Origin of the sequence: Microbacterium sp. GXS0129 (genome assembly GCF_044769785.1) — a bacterium.
GTDB lineage: Bacteria > Actinomycetota > Actinomycetes > Actinomycetales > Microbacteriaceae > Microbacterium > Microbacterium nymphoidis.
Genome location: NZ_JBIZVZ010000002.1, coordinates 109,606 through 127,306 on the forward strand (window position 1 = coordinate 109,606; position 17,701 = coordinate 127,306).

At 68.2% G+C, this 17,701-nt stretch carries 18 protein-coding genes and 2 tRNA genes; 9 read left to right on the plus strand and 11 right to left on the minus strand.

Going from position 1 to position 17,701, the window contains the following annotated elements; translation table 11 throughout:
- Nucleotides 1-5: 5 nt before the first annotated feature.
- From ACIQJ5_RS06890 to pepN, 5 genes are all read right to left on the minus strand, one after another.
- Nucleotides 6-446, minus strand: a complete 441-nt coding sequence (locus ACIQJ5_RS06890) for a globin (protein ID WP_402842251.1) — start codon at nucleotides 444-446, stop codon at nucleotides 6-8.
- Nucleotides 443-1,528, minus strand: a complete 1,086-nt coding sequence (locus ACIQJ5_RS06895; protein ID WP_402843417.1) for a mechanosensitive ion channel family protein — start codon at nucleotides 1,526-1,528, stop codon at nucleotides 443-445. The genes ACIQJ5_RS06890 and ACIQJ5_RS06895 overlap by 4 nt, the downstream gene beginning before the upstream one ends.
- A 94-nt stretch (nucleotides 1,529-1,622) precedes the next feature.
- Complete coding sequence (locus tag ACIQJ5_RS06900; RefSeq protein ID WP_402842254.1) at nucleotides 1,623-2,465, minus strand: ABC transporter permease; 843 nt, start codon at nucleotides 2,463-2,465, stop codon at nucleotides 1,623-1,625.
- The gene (locus ACIQJ5_RS06905; RefSeq protein WP_231089940.1) at nucleotides 2,462-3,373 is read right to left on the minus strand and encodes an ABC transporter ATP-binding protein; all 912 of its coding nucleotides are present in this window, start codon (nucleotides 3,371-3,373) and stop codon (nucleotides 2,462-2,464) included. Before ACIQJ5_RS06905 ends, ACIQJ5_RS06900 begins: the two co-directional genes overlap by 4 nt.
- A gap of 163 nt (nucleotides 3,374-3,536) precedes the next feature.
- Nucleotides 3,537-6,083 carry an aminopeptidase N gene (gene pepN, locus ACIQJ5_RS06910; protein WP_402842257.1) on the minus strand — a complete coding sequence of 849 codons (2,547 nt, stop codon included), beginning with the start codon at nucleotides 6,081-6,083 and terminating at the stop codon, nucleotides 3,537-3,539.
- 117 nt (nucleotides 6,084-6,200) lie between these two features.
- Between pepN and ACIQJ5_RS06915 the strand changes: the two genes are divergently transcribed.
- The 4 genes from ACIQJ5_RS06915 to ACIQJ5_RS06930 are packed head-to-tail and all read left to right on the plus strand — an operon-like array spanning nucleotide 6,201 to nucleotide 9,871.
- Nucleotides 6,201-6,698: a ribose-5-phosphate isomerase gene (locus ACIQJ5_RS06915; RefSeq protein WP_402842260.1), complete on the plus strand. Its 498-nt coding sequence runs from the start codon at nucleotides 6,201-6,203 to the stop codon at nucleotides 6,696-6,698.
- Entirely contained in the window at nucleotides 6,698-7,714 is a 1,017-nt protein-coding gene (locus tag ACIQJ5_RS06920) for an Fpg/Nei family DNA glycosylase (RefSeq protein ID WP_402842263.1), read from the plus strand. The genes ACIQJ5_RS06915 and ACIQJ5_RS06920 overlap by 1 nt, the downstream gene beginning before the upstream one ends.
- Before the next feature lie 19 nt (nucleotides 7,715-7,733).
- Entirely contained in the window at nucleotides 7,734-8,381 is a 648-nt protein-coding gene (locus ACIQJ5_RS06925; RefSeq protein ID WP_231089944.1) for an FMN-binding negative transcriptional regulator, read from the plus strand.
- Nucleotides 8,382-8,389: 8 nt separating this feature from the next.
- On the plus strand, nucleotides 8,390-9,871 hold the full coding sequence (locus ACIQJ5_RS06930) for an amidohydrolase (protein ID WP_402842266.1): 1,482 nt from the start codon (nucleotides 8,390-8,392) through the stop codon (nucleotides 9,869-9,871).
- Between the two features lie 66 nt (nucleotides 9,872-9,937).
- Here the strand turns inward: ACIQJ5_RS06930 and ACIQJ5_RS06935 are convergent, their stop codons facing one another.
- Nucleotides 9,938-10,423 carry a Dps family protein gene (locus ACIQJ5_RS06935; RefSeq protein WP_231089946.1) on the minus strand — a complete coding sequence of 162 codons (486 nt, stop codon included), beginning with the start codon at nucleotides 10,421-10,423 and terminating at the stop codon, nucleotides 9,938-9,940.
- 103 nt (nucleotides 10,424-10,526) lie between these two features.
- On the opposite strand from ACIQJ5_RS06935, the gene ACIQJ5_RS06940 reads away from it, so the two are divergent.
- Nucleotides 10,527-11,057 (plus strand): gamma carbonic anhydrase family protein, encoded by a 531-nt coding sequence (locus ACIQJ5_RS06940; RefSeq protein WP_402842271.1) that lies wholly within the window; start codon nucleotides 10,527-10,529, stop codon nucleotides 11,055-11,057.
- Between the two features lie 52 nt (nucleotides 11,058-11,109).
- On the opposite strand, the gene ACIQJ5_RS06945 is transcribed toward ACIQJ5_RS06940, so the two are convergent.
- From ACIQJ5_RS06945 to ACIQJ5_RS06965, 5 genes are all read right to left on the minus strand, one after another.
- A complete protein-coding gene (locus tag ACIQJ5_RS06945; RefSeq protein WP_402842274.1) occupies nucleotides 11,110-11,904 on the minus strand; it encodes an amino acid ABC transporter ATP-binding protein in 795 nt (264 codons plus the stop codon).
- A complete protein-coding gene (locus ACIQJ5_RS06950; RefSeq protein ID WP_231089949.1) occupies nucleotides 11,901-12,725 on the minus strand; it encodes an amino acid ABC transporter permease in 825 nt (274 codons plus the stop codon). The genes ACIQJ5_RS06945 and ACIQJ5_RS06950 overlap by 4 nt, the downstream gene beginning before the upstream one ends.
- Before the next feature lie 63 nt (nucleotides 12,726-12,788).
- Nucleotides 12,789-13,607 carry an ABC transporter substrate-binding protein gene (locus ACIQJ5_RS06955; RefSeq protein WP_231089950.1) on the minus strand — a complete coding sequence of 273 codons (819 nt, stop codon included), beginning with the start codon at nucleotides 13,605-13,607 and terminating at the stop codon, nucleotides 12,789-12,791.
- Nucleotides 13,608-13,724: 117 nt separating this feature from the next.
- On the minus strand, nucleotides 13,725-14,441 hold the full coding sequence (locus ACIQJ5_RS06960; protein ID WP_402842277.1) for an SDR family NAD(P)-dependent oxidoreductase: 717 nt from the start codon (nucleotides 14,439-14,441) through the stop codon (nucleotides 13,725-13,727).
- A gap of 121 nt (nucleotides 14,442-14,562) precedes the next feature.
- A tRNA-Gly gene (locus tag ACIQJ5_RS06965) sits at nucleotides 14,563-14,633 on the minus strand.
- 174 nt (nucleotides 14,634-14,807) lie between these two features.
- Here ACIQJ5_RS06965 and ACIQJ5_RS06970 point away from each other — a divergent pair.
- From ACIQJ5_RS06970 to ACIQJ5_RS06985, 4 genes are all read left to right on the plus strand, one after another.
- Nucleotides 14,808-14,884 (plus strand) — tRNA-Pro (locus tag ACIQJ5_RS06970).
- Between the two features lie 78 nt (nucleotides 14,885-14,962).
- On the plus strand, nucleotides 14,963-16,435 hold the full coding sequence (gene tig / locus ACIQJ5_RS06975) for a trigger factor (RefSeq protein ID WP_231089952.1): 1,473 nt from the start codon (nucleotides 14,963-14,965) through the stop codon (nucleotides 16,433-16,435).
- 68 nt (nucleotides 16,436-16,503) lie between these two features.
- A complete protein-coding gene (locus ACIQJ5_RS06980; RefSeq protein ID WP_402842282.1) occupies nucleotides 16,504-17,007 on the plus strand; it encodes a tetratricopeptide repeat protein in 504 nt (167 codons plus the stop codon).
- Between the two features lie 93 nt (nucleotides 17,008-17,100).
- Nucleotides 17,101-17,685, plus strand: coding sequence for an ATP-dependent Clp protease proteolytic subunit (locus ACIQJ5_RS06985; protein WP_231089954.1), 585 nt, complete (start codon nucleotides 17,101-17,103; stop codon nucleotides 17,683-17,685).
- Nucleotides 17,686-17,701: the final 16 nt, after the last annotated feature.

Here is a 17,701-nt window from a genome sequence, read left to right on the forward strand (position 1 = left end):
CGCCGTCAGTGGGTCAGGCCGAGATCGGGGCGCCCTTGGGACGCGGGCCCGACACCGGTGGGTTCGAAGGTGTTGACCATTGCGTGGGCCGCGCGCTCCAGATAGTCCCAGAGCGCGACCTCGTGAATGGGCGCGAGTTCGAGGGCATCGACGGCGGTGCGCATGTGCTTCAGCCAGCGATCGCGAGCATCGGGATTGACGTGGAACGGCACGTGGCGCATGCGCAGTCGCGGGTGGCCCCGCCGCTCCGAATAGGTGGTGGGGCCGCCCCAGTACTGCTCGAGGAACATGGTCAGACGCTCGGCCGCCGGCCCGAGATCCTCCTCGGGATACATCGGCTTGAGGACCTCATCCTGCGCGACGCCCTCGTAGAAGACGTCGACCAGCTTCACGAACGTCTCGTGGCCGCCGATCTCCTCGTAGAAGCTCAGGGGTGCATCGGTCACGACTTCTCCTCGGGGGTGCTCTGGGGCCTCTTGCGCGGCTTCCAGGACGGGCGGCTCGGCTCGGTGGCCTGAACCGGCTGGGGTTTGGTCTTCGGTGGGTTCGCGCCGCGGACACGGAACGCTCCCTCGCTGCCGGTGAGCACCACCGAGGCGAGCGCCGGACGGACCGCGCCGTCCTCGGCTTCGGGCAGCTCGACGCCGTCGGCGGCAGCGAGGAGACGGGCACGGAGCTCCTGGGCGACGTCGTCGCGCGATGCGGAACGCGTGCGCATCACGACGCGGATGATCAGAGAATCGGCGGTGGCGGCCTCCAGACCCCAGGTCTCGGGCTTGCCGACGATGCGAGAGCGCCAGCGCGGCTCCTTGGCGAGGGCGGTCGCGGCCTCGTGAAGCGCGTCCTCCGCCGCCTCCAGCTCCGCCCCGCGGGGCACGGACACGTCCACGATCACGCGAGACCAGCCCTGCGACATGTTGCCGATGCGGGTGATCTCGCCGTTTCGGACGTACCAGAGGGTGCCGTTGACGTCTCGGACGTGGGTGACGCGCACGCTGACGTACTCGACGATGCCGATCGCGAGCCCCAGGTCGACGACATCGCCGATTCCCACCTGATCCTCCACGACGATGAAGATGCCGTTGAGCACGTCCTTGACGATGTTCTGTGCGCCGAAACCGAGTCCGGCACCGATGGCCGCGGTGAGCAGGGTGAGCGAGCCGAGAATGTCCGGAGCGAGGATCTGCACGGTCAGCACGATCGCGATGATCACCAGGGTGATGTTGACGATGTTCTGCAGGATGGAGCCGAGCGTACGAGTCCGCTGGACGAGACGCACCGCCGCGAGCGGCGACCGGTCGAGAGCCTGGGTGTCGTCGACGTTCGCCTTGCTCTTGGCGCCGTTGACGATGCGGGAGACCACGCGACGGATGACGAACTTGAGCAGGTACCCGATCACCGCGCACACGATGATCGTTACGACGACCCGCACGATGTTCCACCCGGCCGCGCCGAGGAACGTCAGCACCTTGTCCCAGGTGGGGATCCAGTCCGCCCAGTCCGGCGGGGTCGTCTCGGCGAGGAACATCACCCTCTGATCCTACGAGCCGAACCTCGGCGCAGCATGAGGACGCGATCGGCCCCTGCCGTGTGGCGGGGCCGATCGCGTCGGACAGGGTCGATCAGGCGTCGCGGTTCTTCAGCGCGATCGCACCGAGACCGAGCACGGCGATGACCCAGACCGCGAGGGTGAGAGCGCCCTGCCAGACGTCATCACCGCTGCCCTGCACGAGGGCGTTGCCCGCATTGCTCGGCAGGTAGCGCGCCGCCTCGGCGACCCATTCCATGCCCGGTGCCATCGCGAGCACCTGCGGGACGATGGGCAGGATGAACAGAATGCCGACCGCCACGGCGATCGCTCCGGCTCCGCTGCGCAGCAGGTAGCCGAAGCCGAGGCCGAGGAGCGCCGCGGCCACCAGGTACACGGCCGAGTACGCATAAGGCAGCACGGCGCCGGCCAGATCGCCGAAGTCCAGCGCGATGTCCGTTCCGGCGAACAGCGCGCTCACGAGAGTGACGCCCAGCACGCTGGTGACCAGGGAGACGAGGACGGTGTAGCCGATGAGCACGATCGCCTTGGCGAACAGGCTGCGGAGGCGGTCGGGTGCTGCGGTCAGGGTGGAGCGGATCATGCCCGTGGAGTACTCGCCGGTGATGAGCATGGAACCGGTGATGGTCACCAGCAGAGCGGTGAAGGCGAGTGGCATGGTGACCGCCTGCGCGATCATCGCATTGCCGCCGCCTGTGACCGGCATCTCGCTCAGGTAGTTGCGCATCGAGATGGCCATGAGCGTGGTGATGCCGAGCGAGATGACGATCGTCAGTGCCGCGGAGATCCAGGGGGAGCGCAGCGAGACGAGCTTGATTCCCTCGCTGCGGATCACTCGTCCGAGGCTCAGACGGAACGCGGAAGACGGAACGGCGGGCGCAGCGGCCGGTGCCTGCTGCGGGGCGGTGATGGTCATGCGAGCTCCTTGGTCTTGTACTCGACGGCATCGCCGGTGAGGGCCATGTATGCCTCTTCGAGCGAGCCGGTGCGCGTGGTGAGCTGGTGGATGGCGATGCCGGCGGCCGCCGCACGGTCCCCGATCCAGGCGGCGGGAGCGCCACTGACGGCCAGAGCGTTCGCGCCGGTGCGCTGGACGGTGACGGTGTCGCTGGCGAGCGCAGAGGCCAGCGCGTCGGCATGGGGAGTCTCGACCGCCACGTCCTCCTTCGTCCACGCCGCTACGAGCTGAGCGACGGAGGCATCCGCGAGCACCCGTCCCCGGCCGAGCACGATGAGGTGGTCGGCGGTCAGCGCCATCTCGCTCATGAGGTGGCTGGACAGGAGCACTGTACGCCCGGCCGCCGCGTAGCTGCGCACGAAGTCCCGCACCCAGCGCACGCCTTCGGGGTCGAGACCGTTGACGGGCTCGTCGAGGATCAGAGTGGTGGGATCGCCGAGGATGGCGCTGGCGATGCCCAGGCGCTGTCCCATGCCCAGGGAGAAGCCGCCGGCACGCTTGCGGGCCACGCTGGCGATGCCCGTGATCTCCAGCACCTCGTCGACGCGGGACACCGGGATACCGTGCGTGGCGGCCATGGCGCGCAGGTGATTGCGCGCCGAGCGGCCGGTGTGGACGGCCTTGGCGTCCAGCAGGGTCCCGACCTCGGTGAGAGGCGAGGGCGAGGTGGCGTATGCGCGGCCGTTCACCGTGGCGCGGCCCGACGTGGGGCGGTCCAGACCCACGATCATGCGCATGGTGGTGGACTTGCCGGCGCCGTTGGGGCCGAGGAAGCCGGTCACCATGCCCGGACGGACGGCGAAGGAGGCGTCGGACACCGCGGTGCGTGCGCCGTACCGCTTCGTGAGGTTCTCTGCGACGATCATGAATCCAGGCTATGAACCGGCTGTACGTCGCGAATCCGCCCCGGGTAGGGGATCGTCGCGTCGGCGTCATCCCAGAGGATGACTCGCCTGCGAAAAACCCAAACGAGTCCGAGAAACCCCGCAACGCAGGGTTTCTCGGACTCGGATGGTCTTCTCGCGGAGGTTACTCGGCGTCGCGCTCCTGCACCGCGAGCGCGCGCTCGACGACGGCGAGGTTCTCGTTCACGAGACGGCGAAGGGCCGCGGGGGCGTCGGCATTCTCCGCGAGCCAGGCGCGCGTGGCGTCACGCAGCTCCCGGTTGGCGAGCGATGCCGGGTACAGGCCCGTGATGAGGTAGTTCGCGATCTGGTACGTGCGCGACTCCCAGATCGGCAGCAGCATCTCGAAGTAGGCCGGTACGAAGGCTGCGAGGTCGTCGCGGGTGGTCGGGTTGACGAAGCCGAGCGCTGCCGAGCGCACGATGGTGTTCGGCAGATCGGCGTTGTCGATCAGTGAACTCCACGCGGCGCGCTTCGCCTCCTCACCGGGCAGCGCGGCCTTGGCCTGTGCCGCGAACTCGCCGCCCTTGGCGGTGTTGTCGGCGGCAAGGGCGGCATCGATGTCGGCGGTCGTCACCGCGCCGGCGGCGGCGAGCGCGACCAGCAGCTGCCAGGACAGGTCGGTGTCGATGCTCAGACCCTCGAAGACGATCTCGCCGTCGCGGATGGCGCGCACGCGCTCGACCTGCTCGGGCGTGGCGGCGTTCGCAGCGAGCGCCTGGACGAACTGCAGCTGGCTGTCGCTCCCGGCTTCGGCGGCCTGCGCCAGCTCCCAGAGTCCTTCGCCCACGCGGCTGCGCGCGGCGGAGCGCGTCGCGGGGTCGACATAGGAGTTCGCGGCCAGACGCAGCTGCGCGAGGGTGGTGCGCACCGTCGTGGACTCGGTCTCACGGCCGATGTTGCCCAGCACGAGCTCGATGTAGTCCGTCGCGCTCGACTCGGCGTCGCGGGTCTGATCCCACGCGGCACCCCACACCAGCGAGCGCGCGAGCGGATCGGCGATGTCACCGAGGTGCTCGATCGCGGTGCGCAGCGAACGGTCGTCGAGACGGATCTTCGCGTAGGCGAGGTCTTCGTCGTTGAGGAGCACCAGATCGGGCTGTGCGAGGCCCTTCAGCTCGGCGACATCCGTGCGGTCGCCGTCCACGTCCAGCTCCACGTGGTGGGTGCGGCGCAGCTCGCCGTCCACGACGTCGTAGAAGCCGACACCGAGGCGGTGCGGGCGGATGGTGGGGTAGTCCGCCGGCGCGGTCTGTGTGATCGCGAATCGGGTGATCTTGCCGTCCACGTCCGTGTCGATGACCGGGGCGAGAGTGTTGACGCCCGCGGTCTCGAGCCACTTCTTCGCCCACGTCGACAGATCACGACCGCTGGTGGCCTCCAGCTCCACCAGCAGGTCGCCGACCTCGGTGTTGGAGTACGCGTGCTTCTTGAAGTACGCGGCGACACCTGCGAAGAACTGCTCGATGCCGACCCAGGCGGCGAGCTGCTTGAGCACCGAACCGCCCTTGGCGTAGGTGATGCCGTCGAAGTTCACCTGGACGTCCTCCAGGTCGTTGATCTCGGCGACCACCGGGTGCGTGGAGGGGAGCTGGTCCTGGAGGTAGGCCCAGGTCTTCTCCATGGCGTTGAAGGTGGTCCACGCCTCCTTCCACTCCGTCGCCTCGGCGGTGGCGATGGTGGAGGCCCACTCGGCGAACGACTCATTGAGCCAGAGGTCGTTCCACCACTTCATCGTGACCAGGTCGCCGAACCACATGTGCGCGAGCTCGTGCAGGATCGTGACGACGCGACGCTCCTTGACGGCGTCGGTCTGCTTGCTGCGGAAGACGTACACCTCGGTGAAGGTGACGGCACCGATGTTCTCCATCGCCCCGGCGTTGAACTCAGGGACGAAGAGCTGGTCGTACTTCGCGAACGGGTACGGGTAGTCGAACTTCTCGCCGAAGTAGGCGAAGCCCTCGCGGGTCTTCTCGAAGATGTAGTCGGCGTCCATGTACTCCCACAGGCTCTTGCGGGCGTAGATGCCAAGGGGGATGGTGCGGCCGTCGCCGTTCACCAGCTCGGAGTGTGTCGACTCGTAGGGTCCGGCGATGATCGCGGTGATGTAGGAGGACATCTTCGGCGTGGGCTCGAAGCTCCACGTGGCGATGCCGTCTCCCGCGGGCACGGGCTCCGGGCTGGGGGAGTTGGACACGACCTTCCACGCGGCGGGCGCGGTGATCGTGAAGGTGAACTCCGCCTTCAGGTCGGGCTGCTCGAACACGGCGAACACACGGCGGGAGTCGGGGACCTCGAACTGCGAGTAGAGGTAGACCTCGCCGTCGACCGGGTCGACGAAACGGTGCAGGCCCTCGCCGGTGTTGGTGTACAGGCAGTCGGCGTCGATGACGAGCTCGTTCTCGGCGGCGAGGCCGTCGAGGGCGATGCGGGAGTCCGCGAACGCGGTCGACGGGTCGATCGAGCGGCCGTTCAGCGTGATCGAGTGCACCGTGCGGGCGATCAGGTCGATGAAAGTCGAGGCGCCTTCGGTCGCGGTGAAGCGCACCGTCGAACGAGAACGGAACACCTCCGCTCCGGTGGTGAGGTCGAGGACGATGTCGTACGTCTGCGTGTCGACGATCGCGCGACGCTCCTGCGCCTCGATGCGTGTGAGGTTCTCTCCAGGCACTGGGTTTCTCCCGTGTTGTGGGGTTCTGCGGCGACCGCCGCTCGGATGCGCCCGGCGCGGTGGCGCGGGCGGAGACGAAAACCAGCCTACGCCCCGCGGCCTCTCTAGGATTGAGCCATGCGCATCCACATCGCCACCGATCACGCCGGTCTCGAGTTCTCCACCCGCCTGCAGGAGCACCTGCGCGCTGCAGGTCACGACGTCGTCGATCACGGCCCGATCGAGTACGACGCCGTCGACGACTACCCCGCCTTCTGCATCCGCGCGGCCCAGGCGGTCGTGGCCGATCAGAGCTCGGGAGCCGAGGCGCTGGGCATCGTGTTCGGCGGATCGGGCAATGGCGAGCAGATCGCCGCGAACAAGGTGGCCGGCATCCGCGCGGCGCTCGCGTGGAACGAGGCGACGGCCAAGCTCGCCCGTGAGCACAACGATGCCAACGTGATCTCGATCGGTGCCCGTCAGCACACATTCGAGGAGGTCGTCTTCCTCATCGATACCTTCATCGCAACGCCCTTCAGCAATGAAGAGCGCCACGTCCGCCGGATCGCTCAGATCGCGGACTTCGAGCGGGACGGCTCGCTGCTGCCCGACCCCCGCGCCGCACGGGGGCACTGATGCCCGAGGGGCATTCCGTCCATCGCATCGCACGCCAGCTCGATCGCAACTTCGTGGGGCGTGTCATCACGGCATCCTCGCCGCAGGGGCGCTTCGCGGAAGGCGCGGCCCTGCTGAACGGCCGCGAGATGATCGGCGTGCAGGCGGTCGGCAAGCAGATGTTCACCGAGTTCGAAGGCGACCTGTGGCTGCGGGTGCACCTGGGCCTCTACGGCGCCTGGGACTTCGCCGGCGAGATCCTGGTGGATCCCACGATCGCGTCGGCCAACGGACGGATGGGACAGACCAACCAGCGAGGCACGGTCCTCGACCCCGCGCCGGCCGAGGACGCCGCGATCTATGACGACGCGGGGGAGAACTCGCTCAACTCGATCGGTGCTCCCCGTCGCGCGCGCGTCAACGTCCGCATGTCGGAGCAGACCAAGGGTCTCGCGTCCGAGCTGACCGAGTGGCCGCCGCCGCCCGTCGGTGCGGTGCGTCTGCGGCTGCTCACCGACCTCATCTGCGCAGATCTGCGCGGCCCCACTGCGTGCCAATTGCAGACTCCGGATGAAATGCTCGCAACGGTCGCGAAGCTCGGACCCGATCCGCTCGTGGGTGACACCTCCGAGGGGGAGGAGCGCTTCATCACCGCAGTTCGACGCCGCAACGTCGCCATCGGTCAGCTGCTGATGGATCAGGCGGTGGTGAGCGGAATCGGGAACGTCTATCGTGCCGAACTGCTGTACCGGGCCGGGCTCAACCCGCACAAGCCGGGAAAGTCGGTTCCCGTGGAGAACCTTCGGGCGTTGTGGCGTGACTGGGTGCAGCTGCTGGACATCGGCGTCGAGACCGGTCAGATGATGACCATGGACGATCTGGATCCCGAGGCATACCGCCGAGCGATGGCCAGCCGTGACGACCGACACTGGGTCTACCACCGCGAGGGCCTGCCGTGCCGGACGTGCGGGACCAACATCGTGATGGAGGACATGGTGGGGCGCAAGCTCTACTGGTGTCCCACCTGTCAGGCCTGAGCGCACGAGAGGATCCTCGATGAGACAGAACCCGAGCTTCGCGCTGACGGACGTCGCCGAGCTACGCCGCGTGATCGCCCGCAATCCCTGGGCGACCCTGATGAGCGACGGCCCGGACGGCCTGATCGCCTCGCACTACCCCGTGCTGCTGGAGGACGGGCGCGACGATCTGACCGTCGTGACGCACGTCGGCCGTCCCGACGATCTTCTGCATGGGCTGGGGGATCGCGAACTGCTCATGGTGTTCCAGGGCCCGCATGGCTACATCACTCCGCGCTGGTACGGCGACGTGCCGGCGGTGCCCACCTGGAACTACGTGGCGGTGCACCTGCGCGGTGTTCCCGAGATCCTCAGCACCGAGGAGAACCTGGCGGTGCTGGACCGTCTGGTCACGCATTTCGAAGCTGCGGAGCCGAACCCGCGCGGGATGTGGCAGGTGCCCAACGACGAGGCGTTCGTCCGCCGGCTGGAGCGCGGCACCGTCGGCATCCGGCTGACGCCGACCTCCGTGACCGCCAAGCGCAAGCTGAGCCAGAACCGTTCTCCGGAGATCATGGAGACGATCCTGACCGGGCTGGAAGGCGACGGACCATACGCAAACGCGGAGCTGGCCCGGGAGATGCGGCGCAGCGAGGCTGCCCGGCGTGCCGCCGTGCAGGGCGAATGAGCGCCGAGGTGTCACTTCGGCCGGCGCTCGTCCGCAACGTGCACATCCCCGGTCCCACCGCGCGGTTCCTTCCCGTGAGTGGGCCCCTCGACATCCTCGTCGACGGCGACCGGATCGCGGACATCGCCCCGGCCGGGGCGCTGCGGGCGGCGGGCCCCGTGTGGGATGCGGAGGGTCGCTGGGCCGTTCCCGGACTCTGGGACCATCACGTGCACGTCAATCCCTGGGCGCTGTTCTCGAGTCGGGTCGACGTCTCGAGCGCGACCGGTGCCCGGGAGGTCGGCGCGCGCATGGCGGCGGTGGCTCCGGATCACCGCGGCATCCGAATCGGCGTGGGGATGCGGGACGGGCTGTGGCGGCGCAGGCCCGCGCTCTCCGAGTTCGACGAGGCCACCGGAAGCGTTCCGACCTACGTAATCGGCGCTGATCTGCACTGCGTGCTGCTGAATTCGGCGGCAGCGCGGCGCGAGGGGATCGCCGTGCCGGACGACGGCATGCTGCGCGAAACCGAGGCTTTCCGTGTGCACGCGTCGCTCGATGCCATCAGCGATGACGAACTCGACGCCGCGGTGGCGGCCGCGGCTGCGCGCGCGGCATCGCAGGGGATCGTGGGCGTCGTCGACTTCGACATGGCCTGGAACATCGGCGCCTGGCAGCGACGCGGCGCGGCGGGATTCGACAGCTGGCGCGTGCGCGCCGGGGTGTATCCCCAGCACCTGGACAAGGCCATCGCGCAGGGGTGGACGAGCGGCGGGACTCTGCATGATTCCGGCCTGCTCGAGGTGGGGTCGCTGAAGGTGATCACCGATGGCTCTCTGGGCACGCGTACGGCGGCATGCTCCGTGGCGTATCCCTCCGGGGGCCATGGTGAGCTCACCGTACAGCCGGACGAGCTCGTCGATCTGCTCCTGCGTGCGACCGGTGCGGGCTTCTCCGTCGCCGTGCACGCGATCGGCGACGTGGCGAACACGCGAGCCCTGGACGCTTTCGCGCTGAGCGGCGCCTATGGATCCCTCGAACACGCCCAGCTCGTCGCGCGCACGGATCTGCCGCGCTTCGCCCGTCTGGAGGTCACGGCCAGCGTCCAGCCGCAGCACGCGGTCGATGACCGCGAACTCGCCCGGCACGAGTGGGCGGGTCAGCGTGCCGCGGCCTACCCGCTGCGGTCGCTGGTCGACGCCGGTGCCAACCTCACGCTGGGCTCAGACGCTCCGGTGGCCCCGCTGGATCCCTGGGGCGCAATCGCGACGGCGGTGGGCCGCTCCCGGCCCGGCGAACCGGGACCGCAGGATGCGGAGGGGATCGATGCCACGACGGCTCTCGCCGCGTCCAGCGAGCACGGTTCCCGGACGGCGCCCGAGTTGCTGCCGGGGGCTCTTGCCGACATCGCGTTCTGCGACGCCGATCCGTTCGTGGCCGAGGTGGAGCACCTGCGCTCGATGACGGTGGGCGCCACGATGCTGGGCGGCCGCTTCACACACGTGTCCTGATCCGCAGGAACACGTCGAAGGGGCGGGCCCGATCGGGCCCGCCCCTTCGACGTGTTGTGATTGCGGTCAGCGTGCGACGTGCGCGGTGAGGAACCAGCGGTCCTTCTCCAGACCGCGACGGATCTCGATGGCCACGTCCTGGCTGGTGAGATCGATCTCGTCCAGGCCGTCGATGGCCTCCTGCGTCTGAGCGAGGATCGCGTCGATGTCAGCGACGATGGCCGCGATCATCTCGTCGGACTGGGCGAAACCATCGCCCACCTGGGTGTTGGCGGCCTTGGTCGCCACGGTGGCCGCGCGGGCGTCGACCGGCAGGCCCAGGGCGACGATGCGCTCCGCAGCCGTGTCCGCCCAGTCTCCGGCGTGGGCCACGACGGTGTCCAGAAGCTCGTGCACGCCGATGAAGTTGGCGCCGCGGACGTGCCAGTGAGCCTGCTTGCCGTTCAGGGTGAGAGCCTGCAGCCCGATCACGAGGGGCGAAAGGAACTGCGCTGCGGCAGCGGCGACGGTCGGGTCGCTGGCAGTGGCGGTGACGGTGGTGGTCTTGCTCATGGTTGCCTCCGATGTGGTTCGTCGTGTGAAACCAACGCTACTCATCTGACATTCCCGCGCAAGCAAGCTGAGGCTGGGCTTACCGCCCGTTAGGGTGAGGGCCATGACCGTCAGCGCAGCAGCACAGATCCTCAGCACCGCCAGCGGAACGCCCCGGCTGGACGACAGCGTCTTCGTCGCCGGAGGAGCCCGCATCATCGGCGCCGTCGTGATCGAGGAGCAGGCCAGTGTCTGGTACAACGCGGTGGTGCGCGCAGATCGCGCCGAGATCCGGATCGGCGCGCGGAGCAACGTGCAGGACAACGTCTCGATCCACGTGGACGAGGGCTCTCCGGTCCGCATCGGCGCTGACGTCTCGATCGGCCACAACGCGGTGGTGCACGGCTGCACCATCGAGGACGGTTCCCTCATCGGCATGGGCGCGGTCGTGCTCAGCGGTGCGGTGATCGGTGCCGGCACGCTCGTCGCGGCCGGCGCGATGGTGCTCGCCGGTGAAGTGATCCCACCCGGCTCTCTCGTAGCGGGGGTTCCTGCGAAGGTGCGGCGCACACTCAGCGCCGACGAGACCGCGGGGCTCCTGCGCAACGCGGCCGTGTACATGGAGCTGTCCGCCGAGCACGCCGCTGCCCGGTGAGCAGACGGAGGGCGTCCGGCACGTGCCGGACGCCCTCAACGGTGCCTGCTGGTCAGTCCTCGTCGGCGAGATCGACGTTGGTGGGATCGAGCACACGTCGCAGGAAGTTCTTCGTGCGCTCGTGCTGGGGTGCGCCGATGACGCTCTCCGCGGGGCCCTCCTCCACGACGACGCCGCCGTCCATGAAAACCACGCGATCGGCGACCTCGCGGGCGAATCCCATCTCGTGGGTCACCACGATCATCGTCATGCCCTTGCGAGCGAGCTTGCGCATGATCGCGAGCACATCACCGACCGTCTCCGGGTCGAGGGCGGAGGTGGGCTCGTCGAACAGCATGAGGCCCGGGTCCATCGACAGCGCCCGCGCGATGGCCACACGCTGCTGCTGGCCCCCGGAGAGCTCGCCGGGATAGCGGTGGCTGAGGTCGGCCAGTCCGACCGAGGTGAGGTGCCCGTGGGCGATCCGCTCGGCCTCGGCCCGGTCGCGCTTGAGCACCGTCCGCTGGGCCACCGTGCAGTTCTCCAGCACGGTCAGGTGCGGGAACAGGTTGAACTGCTGGAACACCATGCCGACGTGGCGGCGCATGTCATCGACGTCCACATCGGGATCGGTGGCGACGAAACCGCCGACCTCGATGAAACCGGCGTTGGGGGTCTCGAGCAGGTTCACACAGCGCAGCAGCGTCGACTTCCCCGAGCCGGACGGGCCGATGAGACAGACAACCTGTCCCGGTGCGACATCCAGTGAGATGCCCTTGAGCACCTCGTTGGAGCCGTAGGACTTCCGGAGGTCCTTGATGGTCACACCGGCAGCGGTGGCGATGGGGGCGGTGATCGGAGCGCTCATGCCGCGACCTCCTTCTTCTGACGCTTCGGGCGGGAGACCTGGGCGGTCCGCTTCTCGAACCAGCGGGCGAGGAAAGTCAGCGGGATCGTGATGCACAGGTAGAACAGGCCGGCCACGAGCAGCGGCGTCATGCCGCCGCCGAGCGAGAGCATTCCGTCGCGTCCCATCTTGGTGAGGTCCACGACCAATGCCGTCATGCCGAGCACCTGCACCAGAGACGTGTCCTTCGTCAGCAGGATGAGCTCGTTCGTCAGCGGCGGGAGCACGATGCGGAAGGCCTGCGGGATGATGATCGAGATCATCGCCCGCCATTGCGGCATGCCGAGCGACCGTGCCGCCTCCATCTGCCCCTTGGGAACCGCCTGCAGGCCGGCGCGCAGGGTCTCGGCCATGTAGGCGGCCGAGACGAGCCCGAGCGCCACCATGACCGTCACCCAGAAGTCCCATTTCAGCCCCGAGAAGGCCAACGGCAGACCGTAGCCCAGAGCGAGCAGCACCAGCAGAGCCGGGATGCCGCGGAAGAATTCGATGTAGATCGTGGCCACCCACCGATAGGGCGGGAAGCTGGCTGTCTTCATCAGCGCAAGCACGAGGCCCAGCGCCAGGCCGAAGATGAACGAGGTGATCGTGTACAGCAGTGTGTTGCGGAGGCCGACGAGGATGATGTCCGGGAACATCGGCAGCGTCTTGCCGAACTGGAAGAACGAGTCCGCGACCAGCGGCCAGTTCACCAGGAAGACGAGGAGGAGGATCGCGACGACGAAGATGAGGACCTGGATCCAGCGACTCACCGTGCGCCGCTGACGGGCTGTCATAGCCATGCGGCTGTGCCTTTCTGAAGAGAGGGCCGGTCCGCGCCGTTGCGGACCGGCCCGTTCACGCGGTCAGTTGCCGAACCACTCGGCTTCGAGCTTGTCCAAGTCGCCCGAGCTCTTCAGCTCGCCGAGCGTCTTGTTGACCGCGGCCAGCATGTCGGCGTTGCCCTTGGGCACCGCGATGCCGAGCTGCTCGCCGGTCTTGATCTCCTCGACCACCTCGAAGTCGCTCTCGCCCTTGATGGCGAACTTGAGCACCGACTGGTTGCCGAGCGAACCCGCTGTGGCACCCGACTTCAGCGACTGGATCTGGAGGCCCGAGTCCTCGTATCCGATGGTGGACAGACCGTTCTCCTGGCCGTAGGCCTCACCGGTCGTCGCGGTCTGCACGCCGATCTCCTTGCCCTTCGCGGTCTCGATGGACGTGATGCCCGAGTCCTTCTTGGCGATGAGAACCAGGTCGTCGTCGTAGTAGGGGTCCGAGAAGTCGACGTTCTGCTTGCGCTCGTCGGTGATCGAGATCGACGACGCCGCGATGTCGCAGTCGGTCTTGAACAGACCCGACGTGATCGCGTCGAACGAGGAGTCGACGACGTTGAGCTCGAGGCCCAGGTCCTCGGCGATCGCCGCGGTGATGTCGATGTCGAAGCCGACCGCCTTGCCGTCCTTCATGGATTCGAAGGGCTCATAGGGGATGTCGGAGCAGACGGTGAGCTTGCCGTCCACGACGGTCTTCAGGCCGCTGCCGGTGCCGGCATCCGTGCCGGATGACGCCGTCGAACCGGCGTCGCCACCGGCCTGGGTGCCGCCGGTGCTGCAACCGGTGAGTGCGAGCGAGCCGGCTGCGGTGAGCACGGCGATCGCGAGAAGGGACTGACGCAACTTCATGGTGTACCTCTTGCGTGATCATCGGGAGATTTGTTGCCTGAGCATAGCGGCACCCGTCGCCCGCACGCGTTACGTCCGTGTCTCGATCCGGTTTCGGTAGCCCCTGACGGGCGCAGATCAGCGAAGTTCCACGCGGGGGCGCACCCATACCTCCGTGATCTGCGTGTCGGCCGGCGCGTCGATGACGTGGCGCACCGAACGAGCCACCGTCGTGGGCAGGATGCGGCGGCCGTCCTCGTCGCGAGTCAGGCCTTCTGCGGCCAGTGCGCCGGCGGTGGCGGTCGGGCCGGGCGAGACGGTGCTGACCCGGATGCCGTCGGGCTCGACCTCCTGCCGGAGGGCGTCTGCGTAGGCCTGGAGCGCATGCTTCGTCGCGCCGTACACGACGTGGCCGGCAGCAGCGCGCCGCGACGCCCCGGATCCGATGAACACGACGCTCCCGCGCGTGTCGCGGAGGCGCGGGAGCAGCACGCGCGTCAGCTCGGCCGGCGCCACCACGTTCACATCGAGTAGCTCGCGCCAGAGGTCGACCGTCGCAGTCTCCGCGGTCGTGTGGGGAAGGAGCGCCGCACCGTGCACGACCGCATCGACGCGGGGGAGCGCGGTCAGTGCCGCCTCGATGCCGGCCGGGTCGCCCAGATCGAGAACGAGCGGGATGATCGCCCCGGCGGCGGCGCGTGCCGCCACCTGGCCCAGCCGCGCGTCGTCGCGACCGATCGCGACGACCGTCCGGTCCTGTGCCAGGTCGACCGCGATCTCCGCGCCGATCCCTGACGAGGCGCCCGTCACGACGACGAGCGGGCGGGTGGGGTCGAGGTCAGCGAGAACAGACATGCCTCGACGCTAGCGCCGGCGCCGGCGGGCGCGATGCCGTGGCGTCATATTCCTGAACGAAACGGATCCGGCTCTCAGACGAAGAACGCCCCGGTTCGGGTGGAGCCGAACCGGGGCGAAGAGGGGATGACGGGAATCGAACCCGCGTGACCAGTTTGGAAGACTGGGGCTCTACCATTGAGCTACATCCCCGCACTGCAGCAGCAGCGGGACCACTCTACCTGATCTGGTGCGTGCTCTCGCACACCGTCGACGGCCGGGCGCGTCGGGGCGAGAATCGCCCGGTAACCCGGGTGTGAACCGGAACCCACCTCGTCGGCTAGACTTTTGGAGGCCGTTTCGTGCCCGCGCGCAGGCGTGGAATCCCGGGGCGTAGCTCAGCTTGGTAGAGCGCCCGCTTTGGGAGCGGGAGGTCGCAGGTTCAAATCCTGTCGCCCCGACCAACGGCCCCCTCAAGACTCAGCACGAAGAACTCGCACGTCCACGCGTGCGGGAACGCTACAAGGAAGAGACGCACAAGCATGGTGAAGAGCACCGTCGAGAAGCTCAGCCCGACCCGGGTGAAGCTGCACATCACGGTCACGCCCGAGGAGCTTCAGCCCTCGATCAAGCACGCCTACGAGCACATCGCCCAGGACGTGCAGATCCCCGGCTTCCGCAAGGGCAAGGTGCCCGCCCCGATCATCGACCAGCGCATCGGCCGTGGCGCCGTCATCGAGCACGCTGTGAACGAGGGCCTGGACAGCTTCTACCGTGAGGCCGTCACCGCTCACGAGGTGCGCATCGTCGGTCGCCCGGCCGCGGAGATCATCGAGTGGCCGGCGGAGAAGGACTTCTCCGGTGACCTGATCGTCGACGTCGAGGTTGACGTCGTCCCGGACTTCGAGCTCCCGGACCTTTCGGGCATCACCCTGACGGTTGACGCCGTCGAGGTCGACGAGAACGCCGTCTCCGAGGAGCTGGACCGTCTGCGCAGCCGCTTCGGCACGCTCGTCACGGTGGACCGTCCCGCGAAGTCCGGCGACTTCGTCGAGCTCGACCTCGTTGCCACCATCGACGGCAACGAGATCGACCGTGCCGAAGGCGTGTCTTACGAGGTCGGCTCGGGCGAGCTGCTCGAGGGCACCGACGAGGCCGTCGAATCGCTGACTGCCGGCGAGGACACCACCTTCCGCTCCAAGCTGATCGGTGGCGAGCACGCCGGTTCCGAGGCGGAGGTTTCCCTCACCGTCAAGGCGGTCAAGGAGCGCGAGCTGCCCGAGGCCGACGACGACTTCGCTCAGATCGCGAGCGAGTTCGACACGATCGCCGAGCTGCGCGAGAGCCTGAAGGAGCGCGTCGCTTCGCAGGGTGCCTTCTCGCAGGGTTCCGCCGCGCGCGACAAGCTGGTCGAGGCGCTCATCGAAGCCACCGACATCCCGGTGCCCGCCGCCCTCGTCGAGGACCAGGTGCACCAGCACCTGGAGCAGGAGGGGCGTCTGGAGGACGACGAGCACCGCGCTGAGGTGACCGAGGCGAGCGAGAAGCAGTTCCGCACGCAGGTGATCCTCGACCGCATCGCCGAGCAGTCCAAGGTCCAGGTGTCGCAGGACGAGCTGACCCAGTACCTGGTGCAGTCCGCCGCACAGTACGGCATGGCGCCCCAGGAGTTCGTCGAGATCCTCCAGCAGGGCAACCAGCTGCCCTCGCTGGTGGGCGAGGTCGCGCGCAACAAGGCGCTCGCCGTCGCGCTCGGCAAGGTCACGGTCGTCGACACCGACGGCAAGGCTGTCGATCTGAGCGACTTCGTCGCGATTGAGGACGACGCCGAGGAGAGCCCCGCCGAGGAGGCTCCCGCCGAGGAGAAGCCGGCCAAGAAGGCTCCCGCGAAGAAGGCTCCCGCCAAGAAGGCCGCCGCGGCCGACGAGGCTGCAGCGGAGGAGAAGCCCGCGAAGAAGGCTCCCGCCAAGAAGGCTCCCGCCAAGAAGGCGGCGCCCAAGAAGGACGCCGAGTAATCACCACGCGTGACCGAGGGGTGGATGACGATGTCATCCACCCCTCGTCGTATCCGGAGGAGAAGTAGATGATCGAGATCGACTCGGCGGAATTCGCCGCGTGGCAGGAGCGCATCGATGCCGTGTGGCAGGACCGCTCGCTCTCGGACGAGGAACGGATCGAGCGGATCGACCTGCTCGCGTCGGAGCTGGGGGCGGATCACCCGGTCGCGCTCTTCGAGCGTGCCGGGGCACGTGACAGCGCCGGACGGGAGCAGGAGGCGGAGCCCCTCTACCGCGCGGCGCTTGCAGCCGGGCTCGATCCCCGCCGCCGCACGCGCGCCGTGATCCAGCTCGCAAGCACGATCCGCAATCTGGGGAAGGTCGACGAGGCGCTGGCTCTGCTGGCGGCCGAGCATGACCTCACCCGCGGGGGTGCACTTCATGATGAGGCCTCCGCGTTCTACGCGCTGGCGCTCGCCTCCGCCGGTCAGCCGAACGACGCCCTGGCGGTCGCCCTCACGGCGCTCGCGCCCCACCTGGAGCTCTATCAGCGCTCGGTGACCGCGTACGCGGCACAGTTGCGCGACTGAAGGTGCCACGCACGTCTGCCGAGGGCGAACACGGCCGGTGCCGCCCGAGCGCGCCGGTAGATTCGTTATCACCAACACGAAACGGGAGCACTCATGGCTGAACCCCTCATGGCGACCAGCGTCTTCGACCGGTTGCTGAAGGACCGCATCATCTGGCTCGGCGCCGAAGTCCGCGACGAGAACGCCAACGAGATCTGCGCCAAGATCCTGCTGCTCGCGGCCGAGGACCCGAACAAGGACATCTACCTCTACATCAACTCGCCCGGCGGCTCGATCACCGCGGGCATGGCGATCTACGACACGATGCAGTTCGTGCCCAACGACATCGTCACCGTCGGTATCGGCATGGCCGCGTCGATGGGCCAGCTGCTGCTCACCAGCGGCACCAAAGGCAAGCGGTACATCACCCCGAACGCCCGCGTGCTGCTGCACCAGCCGCACGGCGGCTTCGGTGGCACGGCCAGCGACATTCAGACGCAGGCGCAGCTCATCATCTCGATGAAGAACCGCCTCGCCGAGATCACCGCAGCTCAGACCGGCAAGTCCGTCGAGCAGATCAACGAGGACGGCGACCGCGACCGCTGGTTCACCGCCGAGGAAGCACTGGAGTACGGCTTCGTCGACCACATCCGTGAGCACGCCACCGACGTGCACGGCGGCGGCGGAACCCAGGCCTGAGACCGAGAGAAGGAAC

Coding starts and splice junctions, on each gene's coding strand:
- ACIQJ5_RS06980 (WP_402842282.1), top strand. CDS start 16,504: ATGATCGAGATCGACTCGGCGGAATTCGCCGCGTGGCAGGAGCGCATC.
- ACIQJ5_RS06925 (WP_231089944.1), top strand. CDS start 7,734: ATGAGACAGAACCCGAGCTTCGCGCTGACGGACGTCGCCGAGCTACGC.
- ACIQJ5_RS06900 (WP_402842254.1), bottom strand. CDS start 2,465: ATGACCATCACCGCCCCGCAGCAGGCACCGGCCGCTGCGCCCGCCGTT.
- ACIQJ5_RS06960 (WP_402842277.1), bottom strand. CDS start 14,441: ATGTCTGTTCTCGCTGACCTCGACCCCACCCGCCCGCTCGTCGTCGTG.
- ACIQJ5_RS06905 (WP_231089940.1), bottom strand. CDS start 3,373: ATGATCGTCGCAGAGAACCTCACGAAGCGGTACGGCGCACGCACCGCG.
- ACIQJ5_RS06915 (WP_402842260.1), top strand. CDS start 6,201: ATGCGCATCCACATCGCCACCGATCACGCCGGTCTCGAGTTCTCCACC.
- ACIQJ5_RS06955 (WP_231089950.1), bottom strand. CDS start 13,607: ATGAAGTTGCGTCAGTCCCTTCTCGCGATCGCCGTGCTCACCGCAGCC.
- ACIQJ5_RS06950 (WP_231089949.1), bottom strand. CDS start 12,725: ATGGCTATGACAGCCCGTCAGCGGCGCACGGTGAGTCGCTGGATCCAG.
- ACIQJ5_RS06935 (WP_231089946.1), bottom strand. CDS start 10,423: ATGAGCAAGACCACCACCGTCACCGCCACTGCCAGCGACCCGACCGTC.
- ACIQJ5_RS06945 (WP_402842274.1), bottom strand. CDS start 11,904: ATGAGCGCTCCGATCACCGCCCCCATCGCCACCGCTGCCGGTGTGACC.
- ACIQJ5_RS06895 (WP_402843417.1), bottom strand. CDS start 1,528: ATGTTCCTCGCCGAGACGACCCCGCCGGACTGGGCGGACTGGATCCCC.
- ACIQJ5_RS06920 (WP_402842263.1), top strand. CDS start 6,698: ATGCCCGAGGGGCATTCCGTCCATCGCATCGCACGCCAGCTCGATCGC.
- ACIQJ5_RS06940 (WP_402842271.1), top strand. CDS start 10,527: ATGACCGTCAGCGCAGCAGCACAGATCCTCAGCACCGCCAGCGGAACG.
- tig (WP_231089952.1), top strand. CDS start 14,963: ATGGTGAAGAGCACCGTCGAGAAGCTCAGCCCGACCCGGGTGAAGCTG.
- ACIQJ5_RS06985 (WP_231089954.1), top strand. CDS start 17,101: ATGGCTGAACCCCTCATGGCGACCAGCGTCTTCGACCGGTTGCTGAAG.